The organism is Bradyrhizobium sp. WBAH42 (assembly GCF_024585265.1).
GTDB lineage: Bacteria > Pseudomonadota > Alphaproteobacteria > Rhizobiales > Xanthobacteraceae > Bradyrhizobium.
Genome location: NZ_CP036533.1, coordinates 2,672,314 through 2,693,405 on the forward strand (window position 1 = coordinate 2,672,314; position 21,092 = coordinate 2,693,405).

Below are 21,092 nucleotides of genomic sequence, written 5' to 3' on the forward strand. Positions count from 1 at the left end.
ATTACTTCGTCAGGATCAGCTTGTTCTGCGAGGTCAGGCGGAGACGATAACTGTCCTCGCCATGCGCAATGATGATCTCGCGCTCGGCGGCAAACAGCTCGCGGCTGTCGATGCGGCTCCCGCGCATGGTGAGCGTTCGCGTTGTTGCGGAAGGGCTTTGTGCCGGCCCTGCCGCGCTGCCGCTGCTGTCTCCTGATGTTGCTGACATAGTCGGTGTGATGCGCTTTCGAAAACTTGGAGTACCGCCCGTTTGTACAGGCGGCGCCAAGCGCATTCCAACGTTCGCAGTTTACAATCGATATAAACTGCAACCTGATGTCATTGACCGTCAGAGTGTTGCCACGTAACCATTTCTGGCAGCGGGGAACTCGCCCGCCTCTCGAGACACTCAGCCAGCCAGTCGCTCGCGTTGCGAGCGCACGCCAGCCAGACGACATCAAAAACCAAAGTGAAGTGCAGGCTGGGGCTGATATGGCTGACGGGGCTAGGTATGCGCGCGCCCTGATTTTGGGCGCGTCGGTGGTTTCAATTGCGGCAATGACGGCGGAAGGCAGTCTCGCGCAGACCGCATCGCCGCAGAGTGAAAACGCGTCCTCCGAACGACCGAAACAGGCCAAGCGCAAGCCTGCGAAGCCGCAAGTCGCACAGCAGCCGACGCCTGACGCCCTGAATGCGCGCGCCCAGGCTGGCAGCACGGCACCCGTTCAGGTGCTCGACACCATCACGGCTGCGGCGACCAAGACGGAAGAGCGCGCCGTCGACGCGCTGGCGCCGGTCAGTGTGGTGTCGTCCGAGCAGATCGAAGCCCGCCAAGCCAGCACCATCGGCGATCTCATATACAACTTGCCCGGCGTCTGGGTTCAGAATCGCGGCGATGATCCGGCCACCTCGATCAACATTCGCGGCCTCCAGGATTTCGGCCGCGTTGCCGTCGTGGTCGACGGCGCGCGGCAGAACTACCAGCGCACCGGTCACTTCGCCAATGGTTCGTTCTTCCTCAATCCGGAATTGATCAGCGGCATCGACATCGTGCGCGGGCCGACCGCGAACATCTACGGCTCCGGTGCGATCGGCGGCGTGGCCTCGTTCCGCACCAAGGACATCGAGGACGTTGTCCGCGTGGGAGAGCGCTGGGGCGTCGACGTGAAAACCATCCTCGGCAGCAACTACGGACGCGCACTCGGATCCGCCTTTGGCGGTGTTCACGTCAATCCCAATGTCGACGTATTCGCAGGGGGGACCTATTCGACTCAGGAGAGCTACAAGGACGGTACTGGCTATGAAGTCGCAAACACTGGCAACCGTCTGAGTAGCGGCATCGCCAAGCTGACGGTTCGTCCGGCCGACGGCCACGAAGTCAAGCTCGGCGCCATCTTCCAGGAGGACATCTTCAGTGTGGGCCAACCACCGCGGCGCGCGGGCGATCCCAATTCGACCAATGCGAACGGCACGAACAATCTGAGCGGCACATCCATCTACGCGTCCAACGTGAAGAATTACACCACGACGCTCGGTTGGAAATACGCGCAGCCGGACGATCAGTGGTTCGACTGGGATGCCAAGATCTACTGGAATCGCACCGAGAACGACCAGATCAAGACCCGGCACACCACTGCGACGCCCTCCGTTTATTGCGGCGGCGTGCCCGGCAACGCCGTCTCGGGATGCATCGGGAGCAATCGCGGATACCTGCTCGATACAATCGGCATCGATGTGCACAACACGACGCGCTTCGAAACGGGAAGCTGGCGCCACGCGGTGACTTACGGTCTGGATGCGTTCCAGGACAAGGTGTCATCTCAAGACAGGACCGGTACATCCGAGGTCACGACCCCCGGCGGTCAGCGCACAGTATCGGGCGGCTTCGTGCAGTGGAGGGCGAACTACACCTCGATGCTCGAGGTGATCGGTGCGCTCCGTTACGACAATTATCAGCTTTCCTCGGCGTCCTCGTCGTCGGGCGGCGATCGCCTGTCGCCGAAGATCACCGTTGCTCTCGTTCCGACCGCTGTGGTGACCCCCTATGCCAGCTACGCGGAAGGCTATCGGGCGCCCTCGATCACGGAGACGCTGGTGAGCGGGCCACATGCCGGCGCGACGGTCAACGACTCGTTCTTCCGTTGTCCGTCGGGCACGCCGGGACCGGGCGCGGATTCGACCTTCTGCTTCGTGCCCAATCCAAACCTGCGCCCCGAGATCGGCAAGAACAAGGAGATCGGCTTCAACATCAAGAAGAACGATCTCTTCACGGCGGGCGACACGCTGCGCGGCAAGATCAACGTGTTCCGCAACGACATCAGCGACTTCATCGATCAGGTCGCTTACGGAAACCCGCTCGTGGTCCCGACCGGGCCGCCACCGGCACCGTCGATCACGGTGCTCCCGTTCCTGCAGTATCAGAACGTGGCGTCCGCGCTTATTCAAGGCGTCGAGGCCGAGGCGATGTATGACGCGAACCTGTGGTTCTTCGGCCTCTCCGGGACCTATCAGAGCGGAAAGAATCTCCAGACCGGCTTCGGCCTCTACAGCATTCCGCCGCAGAAGATCACGACGACGGCCGGCGTGCGTCTGCTCGACCGCACCCTCATCCTTTCGATGATGTGGACGTCGGCAATCGCCAACTACGACATCCCCAGGACCTACACGCCGGCGACGTCGTACGATCTCGTCAATCTTTACGCGCAGTATCACCCGACGCGCGATCTCACGCTCAACTTCTCGGTCGAGAACCTCTTCAACCGCTACTATCGGCCGTACGCCATTCCGGTCGGTAGCACGGGTGACACGCAAAATGACGTGAAGTGGGCGAGCGCCGGTGCCGGGCTCGTGATCAAGGGAGGTCTCAAGTACCACTTTGGCGGCACCTGAGGGAGACACCGGAGGTTCTCTCCAGGGATGCCGAGCTGATCTCGAAAGCCACGCTGATGCGTCAGCGTGGCTTTCGATCCGTCATGAAAGATCCGATCGGCAATTGCCGATCTACAAGTCACAGGAGAAAAGTCGAATGTTCATCGCCATGAATCGTTTCCAGGTGAAGCCCGGCTCGGAAACCGCGTTCGAAACCGTCTGGCGGACCCGCGAGTCCTATCTCGGCAGCATGGCGGGCTTCGTCGAATTCCATCTGCTCAAGGGGCCGGTCGCCGAGGACCACACGCTGTATTCCTCGCATACCGTGTGGGTCGACAAGGCGGCCTTCGAGGCCTGGACGCGCTCGGAGGAATTCCGCCGCGCTCATGCGCGCGCCGACAACAAGACCGGCGAGAGCCTCTATCTCGGTCATCCGAAGTTTGAAGGCTTCGAGGTCATCATGACCGAGCGCAAGGCGAGCGCGGCGGCCTGATCGCGGCCGATCACGAAAGGAAGCCGGACATGCTGAGCACCGAACTCGCCGATCTCAAGGCGTACATGGCCGACAATCCCGGCGCGGTGGTCGAGGACGTTGCGCGCGAGCGCAAGGTCACCCCGCGCGCGGTGATCGAGGCGCTGCCGCGGTCCATGGTGCGCATGGGAGGCGGCGAGCATTTCGCCGCCGCCATGCAGGACATTTCGGAATGGGGCGAGGTGACGCTGATCGTGCACACCGATGACGCGATCTTCGAGTTCACGGGATCGATCTCTGCGGGCGAGGTCGGCCGCGGCTATTTCAACCTGATGCAGCCGAAGGGCCTGCACGGTCATCTCCGCCACGAGCGCTGCGCAGGAATTGCCTTCGTCGAGCGGCCCTTCATGGGCAAGGTGTCGGCCTTCGTCGCCTTCGTGAACGCCGACGGCGGCATCATGTTCAAGGTCTTCGTCGGCCGCGACGAGACGAGGGCGCTGCGGGCGGATCAGCTGGCACGGTTCCGGCAGCTTGCGGACCGGATCGCGCCCGCACTCTAGTTTGCTTCAACCTGGGGAGATCAGGATGCAGAGCAAGTCTAGGCTTCGGCATGTGATCCCAGCAATCGCGCTGGCGCTCGCGCCGGCTCCGGCCTTCGCGATCGACGCGGCGCTGTTGCCGCGCAATCTGTCGCCCTGGGGCATGTTTCTCGGTGCCGACATCGTCGTGAAGGTCGTGATGGTCGGCCTCGCCATCGCCTCGCTGGTGACATGGACGGTGTGGCTCGCCAAGACCGTCGAGCTGCGCCGCAAGGCCTTGCTCGCCGTGCAGCGGACACGTGCCCTCGAGGGCAACATGACGCTGGCCGAAGCATGCGCACGGACCGGCGACGCGCGCGATGCGGTCGCGCAGCTGATCCAGTCCTGCGCCAGGGAGGCCGAGCTCTCCGGCGGCATCGTCGATGACGGCCTGCAGGAGCGCATCGCGTTGCGGCTGGAACGGGTCGAGGCGGCGATGGCCCGGCAGATCGCGCGCGGCACCGGCGTGCTCGCGACCATCGGCGCCATCGCGCCGTTCGTCGGCCTGTTCGGCACCGTCTGGGGCATCATGAATTCGTTCATCGGCATCTCCGAGAGCCATACCACCAGTCTTGCGGTGGTCGCGCCCGGCATCGCCGAAGCGTTGCTCGCGACCGCGCTCGGTCTCGTCGCCGCGATTCCGGCGGTGGTGATCTACAATCACCTCGTCCGCGGCATCGCCAATTACCGCGCTTTGCTCGGCGACGCCTCGGCGCAGCTCATGCTGCTGGTGAGCCGCCAGCGCGACCACGGCCATTTCCGTCTGGCGCGAGCGGCGGAGTAGGCCATGGCCGCCAGGCTCGGGACATCGAAGCTCGGCTCGCGCGGCGATGCCGGCGAGCTCGAGGTCACGCACGAGATCAACGTCACGCCGTTCATCGACGTGATGCTCGTGCTCCTGATCATCTTCATGGTGGCGGCGCCACTTGCCACCGTCGACATCGGCGTCGATCTGCCGGCAACGGCGGCCGAGCCGGCACCGCGGCCCGACAAGCCGGTCTTCGTCACGGTCAAGCCGGACCTTTCGATCGCGGTCGGTGAGGATATCGTCGCTCGCGACGTGCTCAGCACCTCGCTCGATGCCGCCACCAAGGGCCGCAAGGACGAGCGCATCTATCTGCGCGCCGACAAGGCCGTCTCCTATGGCGAGCTGATGGAGGTGATGAACACGTTGCGCAACGCCGGCTATCTCAAGGTCGCCCTTGTCGGCCTCGACGGACGCAGCTGATGGCCGCGAATGCCTTCGCCCTGCACGAGCCGCTCGGCGAGCGCGACGGCGCGCGCTGGGGCCTGTCGGCGGGCGTGATCGTGGCGCTGCATGTCGCTGCCGCGCTGCTTGCAATGAGCTGGCTCAGGACGCAGCCCGAGCAGGGCGTCAGCCTGCCTGCGATCATGGTCGACATGTCGCCGGTGACATCGGCGCCGCAGCCGACGCTGGACGACGTCGCGCCGGGGCCGCTGATGCAGGAGGCGGATGCCTCGCCGCCGGAGCCGGTGCAGCAGCAGGCCGTCGAGGAGACCATCGCGCCGACGCCGCCGCAGGAAAGGCCGGAGGTGGTCGCGCCGCCGGAGCAGAAGCTCGAGCCGACGCCCGCCAGGTCCGCGCCGGCGAAAATCGTGCCGGTCGAAAAGCCCGCGCAGGAGAAGCCGAAGGTGGTTCGACGTGAGGCAAAGAGGCCGTCGGACGCAATTCCGGCGCCGCGCACCACCGCACCGCCGCGCGCCGAGCGAGAGGCGCCCATGGCATCCGCCATGAGTGCGGGTGCGACGGCCGCCGCGGTCGCATCCTTCAACCAACGCGTCCGCGCGCATCTGATGCGCTTCCATTCCTATCCGGCCGGCGGCGGCGGCCAGCGCGGCGTTGCAAGGCTCAGCTTCACCATCAGCCGCAGCGGGAAGGTGACGTCGAGCCGCCTCAGTGGTGCGTCCGGCATCGCCGCCTTCGACGCCCAGGCGATGTCCATGCTCCGCCAGGCCTCCCCGTTCCCGCCGATCCCGGATGAGATCAAGAACGGCGCGATGAGCTTCACGATTCCGGTGGCATTTACGGTGAGGTAGCCCTCGGTGTCATGCCCCGCGAAGGCGGGGCATCCAGTATTCCAGAGGCAGCGAGATTCATCAGGACTGCTGCGGCGTACTGGATCGCCCGGTCAAGCCGGGCGATGACAATGAGGGTGGGGCGCTCACTTCGCCTTCAGGAAATCCGCGACCTCGAGCAGCACGAATTCGTTGTCGTCGGCCTTGTTGGGATCGCGGCTGGAGGAGAACGGCAGGTTGTTGTCGTTGCCGACGATGATGTGGGTGTCGTCGACGCGATCGACGTTCTCGATGGTGAAGAACGGGAAGGTGTAGACGCCCTCGTTGAGCGACTTGCGCGCCTTCTTGTCGGGATCCCTGATCTTCATCAGGTCGACATAGCCGATCTTGCGCACGGGCTTGCCGACATTGGCGTCGGAGAGCTCGATCTTGTAGACGCGCTTGAACTTGGCGAGGTCGGGGAAGCAGTTCTCGCCGCGCTGGCCTTGCGGGCAGGCCTTGTCGGCCGTGCCTTCGCCGTTGTCGCGCTCGATGACGAGGCCGGAGGCCTGGTCGATCATGTTGAAGTCGCCGATCGCGTTGCCGTTCTGCTCGAACACATATTGCCAATAGCGGCCGGTGAATTTCTCCGCGGCGACGTCGAATTCGAGGATGCGGGAGGCTTCCTTGCCGTCGACCTTCTCCCAATCCTTCTTCTCGGCATCCCACAGCGGTCCCTCGAGCAGGCCGTAGAGGAACTTGCCGTCCTTCGACGCGGCGAAGCCCTCGTAGCCCTTGGAACGGCGGAGATTGACGTTGGTGTAGGTCGCGCCCGGCGCGGCTGGCGTTCCCACCGCCCAATTGTCGGGCGAGCGCACCGGCTTGCCGTCGGCCACCGTGTCGAACACGCCGAGGATTTTGCCGGATTTGTCCGCCTTCAGGATATAGGGGCCGAATTCGTCGCCGATCCAGAAGGTGTCGCCGACGATCTGGAAGCCTTCGGTGTCGAAATCGGAGCCGGTGAGATAGCGCTTCTGGGTGTCCTCATGCACGATGCGGAACGGCACGCGTCTGTCGGGGTCGTGCAGGAAGATGGTCTCCAGCCGCTCGATCTTGCCGCTGGCCCAATCCATCTTGTAGCGGTTGAGGTACAGCATCGAATCCGGCGAGTTCGCGCGCGCGCCCATGCCGTTGTCGGTGAGGACCCAGAACGTGCCGTCGGGCATGGTCTTGATGCCGGAATGGCCCTGCAGAGGCTGGCCCTTGAACGGCAGCGACACGCCGGTCGGACGTTCAAAGGACTTGCCCATGACGGTGCCGGGCGCGTCGACCCGCTTGCCGGTGGTATATTTGCCTCCCGCCTTGAGATCGGCGGGGGCATCGGCCGGCGCCTCGATGAACGTTTCAGCCGGCATCACCACGTGGCCGGCGAGCTTGGCGGGGAATTCGCCCTCGCTCTGCGCGAGCGCGGTGCTCGCGGTGAGAATCATCGTGGCGACGGTGCAAAGAAAAGTTGCGCGCATGTGCGTCTCCTGTTGGCGGACGCAACGCTTATGCGGATCGCATGTTGCAGGATTGTGAAGCCGGGCCAAAGGCCGCAGCTTCGTCTACTCCTTTACCGCCCCCGTCAGCGATGACACGTAATAATCCACGAACAGCGAGTAGAAGATCGCGACCGGCAGCGAGCCGAGCAGCGATCCCGCCATCAGCGCGCCCCATTGATAGACGTCGCCGGTCACGAGCTCGGTCAGGATCGCGACCGGCACCGTCTTGTTGGCGCCGCTTTGGATGAAGGCGAGCGCGTAGATGAACTCGTTCCAGGACAGCGTGAAGGAGAAGATGCCGGCCGAGATCAGCCCGGGCACCGCGAGCGGCAGCGTGATCCGGCGCAGGATCTGCAGGCGCGTCGCGCCGTCGACCAGCGCGCATTCCTCGAGCTCGTAAGGAATCGACTTGAAATAGCCGATCAGGAGCCAGGTGCAGAACGGCACCAGGAAGGTCGGATAGACCAGAATCAGGGCCAGCGGCGAGTCGAACAGGCCGAATTGCACCACGACGGTCGCGAGCGGAATGAACAGGATCGATGGCGGCACCAGATAGGCGAGATAAATGCCGAGGCCGACATAGGGACTGCCGCGGAAGCGCAGGCGCTCGATCGCGTAGGCCGCCAGTGTGCTCGCGATCAGCGACAGCGTGGTCGAGCCGATCGCGACCAGCATCGTCGTCTTCAGCCATTGCGGATAGGCGGTGTTAAACAACAGATGCTTGATGTGCGCCAGCGTCGGCGAGGAGATCCAGAACGGGTTGTTGTCCCGGTAGTTCATCAGCTCCGCGTTCGGCTTGAACGAGGTGATCGCCATCCAGTAGAACGGAAACAGCAGGATCAGCACGAAGCAGCCGAGCGGCAGGTAGATCATCATCAGCCGCCGCAGCCCGGAATCCCAGGCCATGGTATCGGGCGGCGCTTTTGCGTCGGCGACGGTGGAGCCTTGCGCGACGGAGTCAGTCATTGGCCTCTCCTTGCTGCCATTTGCGGCGCGCCAGGCCGAAATAGGAGAACAGCGTCGCGAACACCAGGAACGGGATCATCGACACTGCGATCGCCGCGCCTTCCCCAAGCTCGCCGCCGGCGATGCCTCGCTGGAACGCCAGCGTCGCCAAGAGGTGGGTCGAGTTCACCGGGCCGCCGCGGGTGATGGCGTAGACCAGCTGGAAGTCGGTGAAGGTGAAGATGATCGAGAAGGTCATGACGATGGCGAGGATCGGCATCATCATCGGGAAGGTGATGTAGCGGAAGCGCTGCCAGGCGCTGGCCCCGTCGAGCATCGCGGCCTCGTAGAGCGAGGGCGAGATGGTCTGCAGGCCCGCCAGCAGCGAGATCGCGACGAAGGGAATGCCGCGCCAGATGTTGGCGGCGATCAGCGAGAAGCGCGCCGGCCAGGGCGAGCCGAGGAAGTCGATATTGCTCGACTTCCAGTGCAGAACGTCGACCAGGAGATACGAGATGATCGAGAACTGCGGATCGTAGATCCACCAGAACGCCAGCGCCGAGAGCACTGTCGGGACGATCCAGGGCAGCAGCACGATGGCGCGCAGTAGGCTCTTGAACGGGAAATGGTTGTTGAGCAGCAGGGCGAGCCAGAAGCCGAGCGCGAATTTCCCGACGGTCGCCACCCCCGTGTAGAACACGCTGTAGAATACCGCGTTCCACCACAAGGGATCGGTCAGCAGGTACTGGAAATTCTCGAGCCCGACGAAGATGCCGCGCCGGCCGATCGTGGTGTCGGTGAAGGCGAGCCAGACGCCGAGCCCGAGCGGATAGGTCAGGAACACGGTGAGCAGCCCGAGCGCGGGCGCAAGGCACATCGCGATCAGGAACGGCTTGTAGTCGAACAGCCGCACGATCCAGTTCGGCTGCCGTTGTGCCAGTGGGGCGGAGGAGAGGGTGGTCACGGACATTAGTGTGTTGTCCTGTTCTTGAAATTCAACACGCCGTCATTGCGAGCGAAGCGAAGCAATCCAGTCTGCTTCCGCGGTGAAAGTCTGGATTGCTTCGTCGCAAGGGCTCCTCGCAATGACGGCCTATCGGCCGTCACTTCTGCCGTCGGAAGTAGCGCTTGCAGCGCTGCTCGGCTTCGGCGGCCGCGGCTTCCGGCGTGGCAGCGCCGGTGGCGACGGACGCGCACATCTGAATCAGCACGTAATCGGCGCTGACCGCGCCGGTCGCCGTCGAGATCGGCCCCTTGTAGCCGTCATAATAGGTGCTGTTCATCGTGTTCTTGAACAGGCTCACCTTCGGATCCTGCGACCACACGGCAGCCTCGGCATAGGCGGCCAGCGGCTGGGACCAGTAGCCGGAATTGGCATTGAGCCACGGCTCGTATTGGTCCTTCTCCAGCATGTATTGCAGGAAGGCCTTGGCGGCGTTGGGGTACGGGCTGTGCTTGAACACCATGGCGTTCAATGTCAGGCCCGCCATCGGCGAGACCTTGGCCAGGCCCTTCGGCAGCAGCTGATGCTCGCTGTCCTCGGCGATGGCCTTGGTGGCCGGATCGTTCTTCAGCGAGAAGTACAGCGAGACGCCGTTGGCCGTCAGCGCGATCTCCTGCGAGGAATACGCCCGGTTGTTGCTGACGTCGTTCCAGGACGGCGTGCCGGCGATGAAGGTCGGATACAGCTCCTTGACCCAGTTGAGCGCGGCGATCGTCTCCTTGCTGTTGATGGTGACGTTGCCCTCCTCGTCGAGCAGGGAGGCGTTGTGCGACCACAGCGCCCAGTTGGCGAAGCCGTTGCCGTCGCCCTTGGCGTTGCCGAGCGCGAAGCCGGCCGGCTTGCCGGCCTTGTGCAGCTTGCGGCAGAGGTCGACCACGCCGGCATGATCTTCCGGAACCTTGTCGAAGCCGACCGATTGCAGGACCGACTTGCGGTAGATCAGGGGACCCGCGGTGGCGCCGAACGGCAGTCCGATCCAGGATTCGCTCTTGTTCTTCTTGCCGTAGCGTTGCGCCAGCGGCAGCCAGCCGCCATACTTCTTGCCGAGATAGTCGGCGACGTCGGTGAGCTCGATCAGCTTGTCGATGTAGATATGGGGCGCGTCGGAGAAGCCGATGATGATGTCGGGGCCGGCGCCGGAATTCGAGGTCACCGCGGTCTGCTGGTTGATGTCTTCCCAGCCGACGAAGTCGACCTTGACCTCGACCCCGGTGTCCTTGGTGAACTTTGCGGCATTGGCGCGGAACACGTCCTCGTCCGCCTGGACGAAACGCACCGGGCGCAGCATGCGCAAGGACGCGCCCTTTTCGATCTCGAGCTTGGGTGCCGTGACGTCGGCAGCCTTGATATTGGATGTTTGCGCTGCAGCACCGGTGGCCGCGAGCGTTGCAGCGGACAGGCCCAGCGCCAAGGCATCACGACGTGTGATGTCGTTCCTCATCAGTTCCTCCCTATGATGTCTCCCTTCCCGGCGTTGATCGCCGGTGAAGGGCCGTTTCGGTCGTGGGCGCTGTTGCGCCGGCCGCCTAGCTGTTCGGTCCGCGGTCCATGCTGACGGGCTGCCAGCGGCGGAGCGCGGTGTTCTGCAGCACCGACGGATTGACGCAGCTTACCGGCCACATGCCCTGAAGCACCAGTGACAATTCGTAGCCCACGCGGCGCTTGCGCGCCTCGTCGAACCGTGCCGAGGCCGAGGCGACATGGGCGGTCAGGGTCACGTTCTCCATGCCGAGCAGCGGATTGTTGTGCGAGGGCGGCTCCTTCTCCAGCACGTCGAGGGCGGCGTGCGCGATCCAGCCCTCCTGCAATGCCTTGATCAGGCTCTCCTCGTCCACCGTGGCGCCGCGACCGGTGTTGATGAAGATCGAGCCCTTCTTCATCTGCCGGAAGTGCTTCTCGGTCAGCATGTGGTGCACCTCGGGCCTTGCAGGGGCATGCATCGAGACGAAGTCGGACTGCGACAGCACCTCGCCCAGCGTCGCGGGGATGACGCCGTGGTCGTACATCAGCGTTTCCTGGATGAAGGGATCGTAGGCCATCATGCGCAGGCCGAAGGGCGCGGCGCGTTTTGCAACCGCACGCGCGACCCGGCCGAATGAGATGAAGCCGAGCGTCTGGCCCATCAGCCTCGGAATCTTGAGCAGGGCCGGCCGGCCCTCGGCCCAGCGGCCGTCGCGCACCATGCGGTCCTGCTCGACCAGGCGGCGGAAGCCCGCGAGCAGCAGCATCATGGCGTGGTCAGCGACCTCCTCGATGAACGTGTCGGGGATGTTGGTGACCGGAATGCCGCGGGCGGTGGCGGCCTTGACGTCGACACTGTCGACGCCGACCGAGCCGAGCGTGATGACCTTGCAGCTCTCGAGCGCGTCGATGATCGACTTGGTGATCGGGATGCCTTTGGCGTAGATCGCGTCGGCATTTTTCGCGGCGGCGATGAACCCGGCCTCGTCGGCCGGCGCCTCGATGATCTCGGCATCGATCGGATCGAGCGCCTCGCGCTCATAGGAATAATCGCTGCCCGCGACCGTGAAGCTCGCACCCTTCGGCGTCACCACCCTGTATTTCGGCATTCTCTGCTCCCGATTGGTTTCTTGTCGTGGCCCGCCTTCGTGACGGGCCTTTGCGTCTTTTACGCGAAATCGGGGCGGGCGCGTACAATTCATGGTTGTCGCGAGCGAGGTATCTTTCCGCTTTTCCGAGCAAAGGTCGGGGCTTTTACGGAGGTACGTAAGTAACTTGCTAAGGGCTCCGCCACTAAACCTTGATTCGAATTTGATCGATCTCGTCGTGCGCCCGTACCATTATTGCCGGAGCTAACCCGTGAAGTTGAGCAATCTGAAGATCGCGCCGAAGCTTGGCATTCTCGTCGGCGTCACGCTGTTCGGCCTCTGCATCTCCGGAGTTCTCGCCGGCTACCTGATGAAGCGCGAGATGGTGAATGCGCGCATCGACCAGGCCAAGGCGATCGTCGAGCTGGCGCGCAACTATGCCGCCGCGTTGAAGAAGCGCGTCGATGCCGGCGAGATGACGAAGGACGCCGCGATGGCCGAGCTTCGCCGCTACGGCAACGCGATGACCTACGACAAGGGTGCCGGCTACCTGTTCGGCACGTCCTATGACGGTCTCACCCAGCTCGCGCCCGATCCGAAGGTGATCGGCACCAACCGAATGGACGTCGTAACCAACGGCCGCAAGCTGTCGCTGGAATTGATGAACGGCGTCAAGGCCAACGGCGAGATTCTGCTTCACTATGAGTATGTGAAGCCCGGCCAGGAAACGCCGATCCGCAAGATCGGGTACGCCGTCGCGGTGCCCGGCTTCGACATGTATCTCGGCACCGGCGCCTATCTCGACGACATCGACGCCAAGATGGGCCCGGTCTACTGGCTGCTCGGACTGGCGGTGCTCGGCATCGTCATCGTTGCCGGCAGCGTCGCCTGGCTGATCGGCCGCAGCATCAGTGCTCCGCTCGCCCGGCTCGGCACCCGCATGAAGGATCTCGCCGACGGCAAGCTCGAGGGTAATATCCCCGGCGTCGGCCGCGGCGACGAGGTCGGCGCGATGGCGGCGACCGTCCAGATCTTCAAGGACAACGCGGTCCGCATCCGCGACCTCGAGAGGACCGAGGCGGACGCCAAGGAACGCGCCGCGGCGGAACGCCGCAGCGCCATGGAGGACATCGCCGACGACTTCGAGCGCAGCGTCAACGGCATCGTCCGCTCGGTCTCTTCGGCCGCAGCCGGCATGCAGGCCACGGCGCAATCGATGACCGCGACCGCCAGCGACGCCTCTTCGCGCGCGGCGACCGTCGGTGCCGCCTCGCAGAAGGCGTCCGGCAATGTCGGCACCGTTGCGGCCGCCGCCGAAGAGCTGTCGAGCTCGGTTGCGGAAATCTCTCGCCAGGTCACGCGCTCGACTGAAGTTGCGAGCCGTGCCGTCACCGATGCCGAGCGCACCAACGCCACGGTGCAGGAGCTCTCCACCGGAGCCGAGAAGATCGGCGAGGTGGTCAAGCTCATTCACTCGATCGCGGCGCAGACCAACCTGCTCGCGCTCAACGCCACCATCGAGGCGGCGCGGGCCGGCGAGTCCGGCCGCGGCTTCGCCGTGGTCGCCTCCGAGGTCAAGGCGCTCGCCAACCAGACGGCGAAGGCGACCGAAGAGATCTCCGCCCAGGTCGCGGCGATGCAGACTTCGACCAGCGACGCGGTGGCGGCCATCTCCGGCATCACCCAGACGATCGCCGAGATGAGCGAGATCACCGCCGGCATTTCCGCATCGATCGAGCAGCAGGGCGAAGCGACGCGCGAGATCGCGCGCAACATCCAGTCGGTCGCAGCCGGATCGAGCGAGATCAACGCCCATATCGGCAGCGTCACCTCGGCCGCGGAAGCGACCGGCAGCGCGGCCACCGACGTGCTCAGCAACGCCCGCGAGCTGGACAATCAGTCCGGCGCGCTGCGCAATGCCGTGGATGGCTTCCTCGCCAAGGTCCGCGCGGCGTAAGTGCGCTGTATTCGTAGGGTGGGCAAAGACGCGAAGCGTCGTGCCCACCTTTTCTTTTGATTCGCGACGGTCGGTGGGCACGCTACGCTTTGCCCACCCTACGAGACCGCGCTACTGCTTCTCGATCTTCGCGTTGGTGATCAGCTTCTCCCACAGCACCAGCTGCTCGTTCACGAAAGTGCCGAGCTGCTCCGGCGTGCCGGAGAAGGCGTCCATGCCGAGCGTGGCGAGCTTGGCCTTGACCTCCGGATTCTCGATGATCTTGCGGATTTCGGTGTTGAGCCGCGTCACGATTTCCTTCGGCATGCCGGCGGGGCCGAAATAGCCCTGCCATGACGAGATGTCGAAGTCCGGCACGCCGGCCTCCTGCATCGAGGGCAAATGCGGCACCAGCGGCGAGCGGTCCTTGGTGGTGACCGCGAGCGCGCGCAGGGCGTTGCCGTTGACGTGGGGCAGGCCGGTCAGGATGTCGACGAACATCATCGAGACGCGGCCGCCCATGACGTCGTTGAGCGCCGGCGGCGAGCTCTTGTAGGGCACGTGCAGCAGGTCGAGCCCGGCATTGTGCGCGAAGGTCGCGCCCGACACGATCGCCGAGGACGAGCCGGAGGCGTAGCTCAGCTTGCCCGGATTGGCCTTGCCGTAGGCCACCAGCTCTCCGACCGTCTTGGCCGGCACATCGGGATTGATGACCAGCATGAAGGGCAGATCGCCGGTGCGGGCGATCGGGGTGAAATCCTTGACCGGATCGTAAGTGAGGCTCTTGAGCAGATAGGGATTGGCCGAATGCGTGGTGTTGGTCGTCACCAGCAGCGTGTAGCCGTCGGGAGCAGCCTTCGCGACATAGGTCGCGGCCAGCATGCCGTTGGCCCCCGCCTTGTTCTCGATCACGATGGGAACGCCGAGCGCCTGCGACAGATGCTGCGAGATCAGCCGCGTCGTGGTGTCGGTGCCGCTGCCGGCCGCGAACGGCAGCACCAGCGTGATGTTGCGGCTGGGATAGGTGTCGGCGTGAGCGGTGGATGCTGCCGTGAGGCACAGCGCGGCCACGGCGACGGTCCGCAGGTTTCGGATCAGCCCTGAAATCATGTCTGGTCGTTCCCTCTTTTTGGTTGGCGGGGAACCTAGCTTGTCCAAAGGGGAATCGGAAGATGGCTATAGGTCGTGACCGCGTCCGTCGCGCGGAATTACTTCATCGCCGAGCCCCGGCGCGATGCAAGCACGACGCCGGCGAGCACCAGGGCGTAACCGATCAGGTGGAACGGCTGGAGCTTCTCACCCAGCAGCAGGATCGCCAGCGCCGAGCCGAACACTGGCACCAGATGGAAGAACGGCGCCGCCCGGTTCGGCCCGATCAGCGCCACGCCGCGGTTGAAGAAGAGATAGGCGAGGGTGGAGGGAAAGATCAGGATGTAGCCCAGCGTCGCCAGCGTGATCGCGTCGAATTGTAGCACGCTGCCGCTTGCCGCCTCCCAGATCGCGGTCGGCAGCAGCATCGTCGCGCCGCAGCAGGTGGTGAAGGACAGGAACGAGAGCTGGTGGATCTTCGGCCGGCGCGGGATGAAGGCCGAGTAGAGCCCGAACGCCACCAGCGAGGAGGCGAACATGATGTCGCCCCTGTTGAAGCTGATGCTTGCCAGCGCCGCGAGATCGCCGCGCAGGATGATGATCAGCACGCCGAGCAGCGAGATCGCGATGCCGCCGAGCTGCGCGCCGGTGAGCCGCACGCCGAACAGCACCAGCGACCACAGCGCCACGAACAGCGGACCCGCCGACTGGATCAGCAGCGCGTTCAGCGCCTCGGTGTATTGCAGCGCCCAGTACGAGATCGCGTTGTTGAAGGCGAAGCCGACGAGCGACAGGAACAGCATCAGGGCCAGGCTTCTGCGCAAGGCGGGCCAGTCGCGCTTCAGATGCGGCCAGGCGAACGGCAACAGGATCAGGAACACGCCGAACCAGCGGATGGTGGTGATCGTCAGCGGCGGAACATGCGCCCCGACATGGCGCGCGAGCACGATGTTGCCGGCCCAGAACAGCGAGCTCAGGCTGAGCAGCAGATAAGGTTGGTTGTTGAGCCAGCTGGCCGGATTGGTGGCCGGTGGCGCGGGCGAAGCAATTGTCATGGGCGTTTTGTGCAAGCTTGCGCCGGATCGGCGTCGTGGCACAAGTCACAGCGCCGCAATGCTACAATGCAGCCGAGCCTTAAGGAGGTGCCATTGGCGGTCAATATGTTGAACATCGAGGGTCTGGAGCGGCTCGATCCGAATGCGCCGGTGGTGATGCTGAACCTGATGCGCTTCCACGCGCGCTCGCGCGACGGCAACGGGTCGGGCTGGGACGCATATTTGCGCTACAGCGCGATCGCGGTGCCGATGATCAAGGCGCGCGGCGGCACGCTGCTCTGGACCGGTGAAGCCAAGGCGGTCGCGCTTGGTCCTCACGCGGGCAACGACTGGGACTTCGTCGCGCTGGTCCATTACCCGTCCGTCTCGACCTTTCTCGACATGATGACGTCGGAAGCCTACGAGCGCGAAGCCGATCCGCATCGCGTCAACGGCTGCGCCGAGCACGTGATCATCGCGACGAGCGAGGCCTACAGCAAGTTCAGGACGAAGTAGCGGGGCGATCTTGCTTACCCTCCCTTGGAGGCTACGGCATTCGCACATCGAAGTTGAAGGCGGGCAGACTCGTAGGGTGGGCAAAGGCGCACTTGCGCCGTGCCCACCATGACCCCGCACAGCAGAAGCCGTGGGCACGCTTCGCTTTGCCCACCCTACGAGGCGAGTTACGTCGTCTGCTTCCTTGACGCCGCGAACACGCCCGACAGCACCAATGCAAAGCCGATGAAGTGGAACGCCTGCGGGTGCTCGCCCAGAAACACCATCGCCATGATCGAGCCGAACACCGGCACGACGTGGAAGAAGGGCGCGGTGCGGTTGGCGCCGATCAGGCGCACGCCGCGATTGAAGCAGAGATAGGCGAGCGCCGAGGGGAAGACGGCGACGTAGAACAGGGTCAAGAGGTTCGGCCCGTCGAGCTTCATCACCGGGCGTGCCGACAGTTCCCAGATCTCCAGCGGAATGAGACAGGCGGCGCCGCAGCCGAAGGTGAAGGCGAGGAACGAGAGGCCGTGCATCGGCGGCCGCTTCAATGACAGCACCGAATAGAGCGCGAAGATCAGGAGCGCGAGCAGGAAGATCAGGTCGCCCTTGTTGAAGTCGATGCTCGACAGCGTGGTGAAATCGCCGTGGAGCAGGATGGTCAGCACGCCGCACATCGACAGCAGAACGCCGAAGGCTTGAGCCGCGGTAAGACGGATGCCGAGGATGACCAGCGACCACAGCGCCACCAGCAGCGGCGCGGCCGATTGCAGCAGCAGCGTGTTGAGCGCCTGGGTATGCTCCAGCGCCCAATATTGCAGCGTGTTGAAGGCGCCGATGCCGGTGATCGAGAGCGTGATCATCAGGCCGAGCTTGCCGCGGATCGCCGGCCAGTCCTGCACGAGGTGCTTCCAGGCGAACGGCAGCACCAGCAGGAAGGCGAAGAACCAGCGCAGGAACGACAGCGTGACCGGCGGAATGTGGCCGGCGGCGAGCCGCCCGACGATGGCGTTGCCGGCCCAGCACAGCGCGGTGATGCTGAGCAGCAGGTAAGGCTGGTTGGCGATCCAGCTGTGGCCGGATGTTTCCGCATGCGTGGTGTGGCCGGTGGCGGACATTGTGATGGTTGGGCCCCGCGTCGAGTACGCCGAGCCCTCCGGCCCGGCGAGGTCCGGGCCGGCTGATCCACCCGGCAGGTCCAAAGACACGGAAAACGAGGTTGCAGCAACGGGGGGCGGACGCATCGCGACCATGCCAGCGGCGAAGGCGGCCTCTCACGCTTTGGTCGAAGCCGCCTACGCCGGCCCGCAAGGGTCGGGATTTTCCGCGGATATCAAGGGCTTGGACCGGGCTTTGGACCCCGAAAAAGCCCCGTTCTTGCTTGCCTAGAGGGGCTGCTTCCTTTATCCGGTTGGCTGCCTTGCGTGCGGGCGGCTCCGGCCGCCGATTGGGCTGGGCGCAGGCATGATCCCGGAAGAGTGGGCACCGGTTTTCCGCGAGGATCATGCCTTCTAGAGACAGATTGAACAGGATTACCCGCGAATGGCCAATGTTGTCGTCGTCGGCGCCCAATGGGGCGACGAAGGGAAGGGCAAGATCGTCGACTGGTTGTCGGAGCAGGCGGATATCGTCGTCCGCTTCCAGGGCGGCCATAATGCCGGCCACACGCTGGTGATCAACGGCAAGACCTACAAGCTCGCGCTCCTGCCCTCCGGCGTGCTGCGCGAAGGCAAGCTGTCGGTGATCGGCAACGGCGTGGTGTTCGACCCCGCCGCCTTCCTCGACGAGGTCGCCAGGCTCAGGTCGCAGGGGGTCGATGTCAGCCCCGACAATCTGCGTGTAGCGGAAAACGTCACGTTGATCCTGCCGCTGCACCGCGAGCTCGACGCGCATCGCGAATCCGCCAGCGCCGCGACCGCGATCGGCACCACGCGCCGCGGCATCGGCCCGGCCTATGAAGACAAGGTCGGCCGCCGCGCCATCCGCCTGATGGATCTCGCCGATCATCAGACGCTGCCGCACAAGATCGACCGCCTGCTGGCGCACCACAACGCGCTGCGCCGCGGCCTCAACCTGCCGGAATTCGACAGCGCCGTGATCCTGAAGGAGCTGATGGCGATGGCGCCTCAGCTGCTGCCCTATGCCGAGACGGTCTGGCGGCTGCTCGATATCGAGCGGCGCGCCGGCAAGCGCATGCTGTTCGAGGGCGCGCAAGGCGCGCTGCTCGACGTCGACCACGGCACTTATCCCTACGTCACCTCGTCCAACACGGTGGCGGCCCAGGCCGCGACCGGCGCCGGCCTCGGACCGGGCGCGGTCGGCTACGTGCTCGGCCTGTGCAAGGCCTACACGACCCGCGTCGGCCAGGGCCCGTTCCCGACCGAACAGGACAACGAGATCGGCCGCAAGATCGGCGAGCGCGGCCGCGAGTTCGGCACCAATACCGGCCGCCCGCGCCGCTGCGGCTGGTTCGACGCCGTGCTGGTCCGCCAGGCGGTCCGGACCTGCGGCATCAATGGCCTCGCGCTGACCAAGCTCGACATCCTCGACGGCTTCGATTCGATCGAGGTCTGCACCGGCTACAAGCTCGACGGCAAGGAGATCGACCATTTCCCGGCCGGCGAGGGCGCGCAGGCCCGCGTCGAGCCGATCTACGAGACCATCGAGGGCTGGAAGGAGCCGACCGCCAATGCGCGGTCCTGGGCCGACCTGCCGGCGCAGGCCATCAAATATGTCCGGCGGATCGAGGAATTGGTGGGATGTCCGGTTGCGCTGCTTTCCACCAGCCCGGAACGCGAAGATACTATCCTGGTGCAAAATCCGTTTGAGGCTTAACGATATCTTACCGGGACGCGCGTATAGTTGAGTAGAAATGGCTGATTACTACCCGCTGATCGCCCGCGCTATTGCCGCCCTGGACCCCAACGCTCCCGGCGAAAGCCGTCGCGCGCTCTATGAGCGGGCGCGCACGGCCCTGATCGCGCAGCTGCGCAGCGTGCAGCCGCCGCTCTCCGAATCCGAGATCACCCGCGAACGGCTGTCGCTGGAGGAGGCCGTCCGCAAGGTCGAATCGGAGGCCGCCCAGCGTGCCCGCGAGGCCTCGCGTCCCGGTGGCGGCGCCCGTAGCGGCGGCAGTGGCGATGCCTTCCGCCGCGCCAGCACCCGTGCCACCGAGGGCAACCCGGCTGCGGCGCCGCCGCGCACGCGTCCGGCCCCGACGCCGCCGCGCGCCGACCGCCCGTCCTTCAACGTCGACGACCAGGGCGAGGCACCGCGTCCGCCGCGCGCGCCCCGTTTCGACGCCCCGCGCCCGTCGGGTCCTCCCCCCGCGCCGCCCGAGCCGCCGGCCGGGCGCGATCGCCAGGGTGCGCGCCGTCCGCCCGATGTGGGACCGCCGCCGCCGCTGCCGTCCTCGCCCGGCGTGCGCGGCTTCCGCGACATCACGGCCGATGCCAATGATCTCGGCGGTGCCGCCGCGCAGGCCAGCCGCGCCGCGCGCCGCACCTACGCCAACGTGCCCTCGCCCTCGCCGGAATTCGACCGGCTGGAGCCGAGCCTGGAAAACCGCACCGGCGAATCCGAGGCGCCCTATTCCTACGACGAGTCGATCGAGGAGGCCGAGCGCTACACGCCGCAGCCGCCGTCGCCGCGTGCGCGCATTGCCCCCGACCGCGACGTCAAGAAGCGCGCCCGCACCCGCTCCGCCTTTCCGTTCAAGAGCGCGATTGCCGTCGGCATCGTGCTCATCCTGGTCGGCGCCGGCATCCTCTGGGGCAAGCAGCTGGTCCAGATCGTCAACGGCTTTCTCAAGCCGTCCGCGACGCAAGTGGCTGATACGCCGACCCCGGCGCAGCCGCAGAGCAAGCCCAAGATTCCCGATCGCGTCGGTCAGCCCTCGGCCAGCGACCAGCCGGTCGCGCCGGTGGCGCAGAAGGTCGTGCTCTACGACGAGGATCCGTCCGACCCGAAGGGCAAGCAATATGTCGGCTCGGTGGTGTGGCGGCTCGAGCCGATCAAGGCCTCGGGCAACCAGAAGGCCGACCTCGCCGTGCGCGCCGACATCGAGATCCCCGACCGCAAGTTCAAGATGACGATGTCGTTCCGCCGCAACACCGACTCCTCGCTGCCGGCGAGCCACACCGCGGAATTGACCTTCATCCTGCCGCAGGATTTCCCCGGCGGCAGCGTCTCCAACGTGCCGGGCATCTTGATGAAGTCGAACGAGCAGGCCCGCGGCACGCCGCTGGCAGGCCTCGCGGTCAAGGTCACCGACGGCTTCTTCCTGGTCGGCCTCTCCAATGTCGACGCCGACCGCGCCCGCAACGTCCAGCTCCTGAAGGAGCGCTCCTGGTTCGACGTGCCGCTGGTCTACGCCAACCAGCGCCGCGCCATCATCGCCATCGAGAAGGGCGCCCCCGGCGAGCGCGCCTTCAACGACGCCTTCGCGCAGTGGGGCGATTGAGCCCTTCTGTCATTCCGGGGCGCGCGTAGCGCGAGCCCGGAATCCATTTCACCGTGTCACATGCCGCCCGATGGATTCCGGGCTCGGTGCTGCGCACCGCCCCGGAATGACATCTTGGA

The 21,092-nt window shown here is 65.2% G+C and carries 19 protein-coding genes; 10 read left to right on the plus strand and 9 right to left on the minus strand.

Going from position 1 to position 21,092, the window contains the following annotated elements:
• Position 1 precedes the first annotated feature (1 nt).
• Complete coding sequence (locus tag DCG74_RS12470) at positions 2 to 208, minus strand: hemin uptake protein HemP (protein WP_246504594.1); 207 nt, start codon at positions 206 to 208, stop codon at positions 2 to 4.
• 263 nt (positions 209 to 471) lie between these two features.
• Between DCG74_RS12470 and DCG74_RS12475 the strand changes: the two genes are divergently transcribed.
• From DCG74_RS12475 to DCG74_RS12500, 6 genes are all read left to right on the plus strand, one after another.
• On the plus strand, positions 472 to 2,868 hold the full coding sequence (locus DCG74_RS12475) for a TonB-dependent hemoglobin/transferrin/lactoferrin family receptor (RefSeq protein ID WP_172784715.1): 2,397 nt from the start codon (positions 472 to 474) through the stop codon (positions 2,866 to 2,868).
• A gap of 136 nt (positions 2,869 to 3,004) precedes the next feature.
• A complete protein-coding gene (locus DCG74_RS12480) occupies positions 3,005 to 3,340 on the plus strand; it encodes an antibiotic biosynthesis monooxygenase (RefSeq protein WP_172784714.1) in 336 nt (111 codons plus the stop codon).
• A 29-nt stretch (positions 3,341 to 3,369) separates the two neighbouring features.
• The gene (hutX, locus tag DCG74_RS12485; protein WP_172784713.1) at positions 3,370 to 3,879 is read left to right on the plus strand and encodes a heme utilization cystosolic carrier protein HutX; all 510 of its coding nucleotides are present in this window, start codon (positions 3,370 to 3,372) and stop codon (positions 3,877 to 3,879) included.
• A 25-nt stretch (positions 3,880 to 3,904) separates the two neighbouring features.
• Entirely contained in the window at positions 3,905 to 4,681 is a 777-nt protein-coding gene (gene exbB / locus DCG74_RS12490) for a tonB-system energizer ExbB (RefSeq protein ID WP_172784712.1), read from the plus strand.
• A gap of 3 nt (positions 4,682 to 4,684) precedes the next feature.
• On the plus strand, positions 4,685 to 5,125 hold the full coding sequence (gene exbD / locus DCG74_RS12495; RefSeq protein ID WP_172784711.1) for a TonB system transport protein ExbD: 441 nt from the start codon (positions 4,685 to 4,687) through the stop codon (positions 5,123 to 5,125).
• Positions 5,125 to 5,955 (plus strand): energy transducer TonB, encoded by an 831-nt coding sequence (locus DCG74_RS12500; protein ID WP_172784710.1) that lies wholly within the window; start codon positions 5,125 to 5,127, stop codon positions 5,953 to 5,955. Before exbD ends, DCG74_RS12500 begins: the two co-directional genes overlap by 1 nt.
• Positions 5,956 to 6,080: 125 nt before the next feature.
• On the opposite strand, the gene DCG74_RS12505 is transcribed toward DCG74_RS12500, so the two are convergent.
• From DCG74_RS12505 to DCG74_RS12525, 5 genes are all read right to left on the minus strand, one after another.
• The gene (locus tag DCG74_RS12505; RefSeq protein WP_172784709.1) at positions 6,081 to 7,436 is read right to left on the minus strand and encodes an esterase-like activity of phytase family protein; all 1,356 of its coding nucleotides are present in this window, start codon (positions 7,434 to 7,436) and stop codon (positions 6,081 to 6,083) included.
• Between the two features lie 84 nt (positions 7,437 to 7,520).
• The gene (locus tag DCG74_RS12510) at positions 7,521 to 8,363 is read right to left on the minus strand and encodes a carbohydrate ABC transporter permease (RefSeq protein WP_225112986.1); all 843 of its coding nucleotides are present in this window, start codon (positions 8,361 to 8,363) and stop codon (positions 7,521 to 7,523) included.
• A gap of 52 nt (positions 8,364 to 8,415) precedes the next feature.
• On the minus strand, positions 8,416 to 9,372 hold the full coding sequence (locus DCG74_RS12515; protein WP_172784707.1) for a carbohydrate ABC transporter permease: 957 nt from the start codon (positions 9,370 to 9,372) through the stop codon (positions 8,416 to 8,418).
• Between the two features lie 133 nt (positions 9,373 to 9,505).
• Positions 9,506 to 10,846 carry an ABC transporter substrate-binding protein gene (locus tag DCG74_RS12520; RefSeq protein WP_172784706.1) on the minus strand — a complete coding sequence of 447 codons (1,341 nt, stop codon included), beginning with the start codon at positions 10,844 to 10,846 and terminating at the stop codon, positions 9,506 to 9,508.
• Positions 10,847 to 10,931: 85 nt separating this feature from the next.
• A complete protein-coding gene (locus DCG74_RS12525) occupies positions 10,932 to 11,975 on the minus strand; it encodes a C-terminal binding protein (protein ID WP_172784705.1) in 1,044 nt (347 codons plus the stop codon).
• 250 nt (positions 11,976 to 12,225) lie between these two features.
• Here DCG74_RS12525 and DCG74_RS12530 point away from each other — a divergent pair, with 250 nt between their 5' ends.
• Positions 12,226 to 13,911, plus strand: a complete 1,686-nt coding sequence (locus tag DCG74_RS12530; protein ID WP_172784704.1) for a methyl-accepting chemotaxis protein — start codon at positions 12,226 to 12,228, stop codon at positions 13,909 to 13,911.
• A gap of 111 nt (positions 13,912 to 14,022) precedes the next feature.
• Here the strand turns inward: DCG74_RS12530 and DCG74_RS12535 are convergent, their stop codons facing one another.
• Together DCG74_RS12535 and DCG74_RS12540 are read right to left on the minus strand one after the other, a co-directional pair.
• Positions 14,023 to 15,000 (minus strand): tripartite tricarboxylate transporter substrate binding protein, encoded by a 978-nt coding sequence (locus tag DCG74_RS12535; RefSeq protein ID WP_172784703.1) that lies wholly within the window; start codon positions 14,998 to 15,000, stop codon positions 14,023 to 14,025.
• A 98-nt stretch (positions 15,001 to 15,098) separates the two neighbouring features.
• The gene (locus DCG74_RS12540; protein ID WP_172784702.1) at positions 15,099 to 16,034 is read right to left on the minus strand and encodes a DMT family transporter; all 936 of its coding nucleotides are present in this window, start codon (positions 16,032 to 16,034) and stop codon (positions 15,099 to 15,101) included.
• A gap of 93 nt (positions 16,035 to 16,127) precedes the next feature.
• Here DCG74_RS12540 and DCG74_RS12545 point away from each other — a divergent pair, with 93 nt between their 5' ends.
• Positions 16,128 to 16,529, plus strand: a complete 402-nt coding sequence (locus DCG74_RS12545) for a DUF1330 domain-containing protein (RefSeq protein ID WP_246708776.1) — start codon at positions 16,128 to 16,130, stop codon at positions 16,527 to 16,529.
• A 167-nt stretch (positions 16,530 to 16,696) separates the two neighbouring features.
• Here the strand turns inward: DCG74_RS12545 and DCG74_RS12550 are convergent, their stop codons facing one another.
• The gene (locus DCG74_RS12550) at positions 16,697 to 17,629 is read right to left on the minus strand and encodes a DMT family transporter (protein WP_172784701.1); all 933 of its coding nucleotides are present in this window, start codon (positions 17,627 to 17,629) and stop codon (positions 16,697 to 16,699) included.
• Between the two features lie 424 nt (positions 17,630 to 18,053).
• Here DCG74_RS12550 and DCG74_RS12555 point away from each other — a divergent pair, with 424 nt between their 5' ends.
• Complete coding sequence (locus tag DCG74_RS12555) at positions 18,054 to 19,346, plus strand: adenylosuccinate synthase (RefSeq protein WP_172784700.1); 1,293 nt, start codon at positions 18,054 to 18,056, stop codon at positions 19,344 to 19,346.
• 37 nt (positions 19,347 to 19,383) lie between these two features.
• Complete coding sequence (locus tag DCG74_RS12560) at positions 19,384 to 20,973, plus strand: hypothetical protein (protein ID WP_172784699.1); 1,590 nt, start codon at positions 19,384 to 19,386, stop codon at positions 20,971 to 20,973.
• Positions 20,974 to 21,092 lie beyond the last annotated feature (119 nt).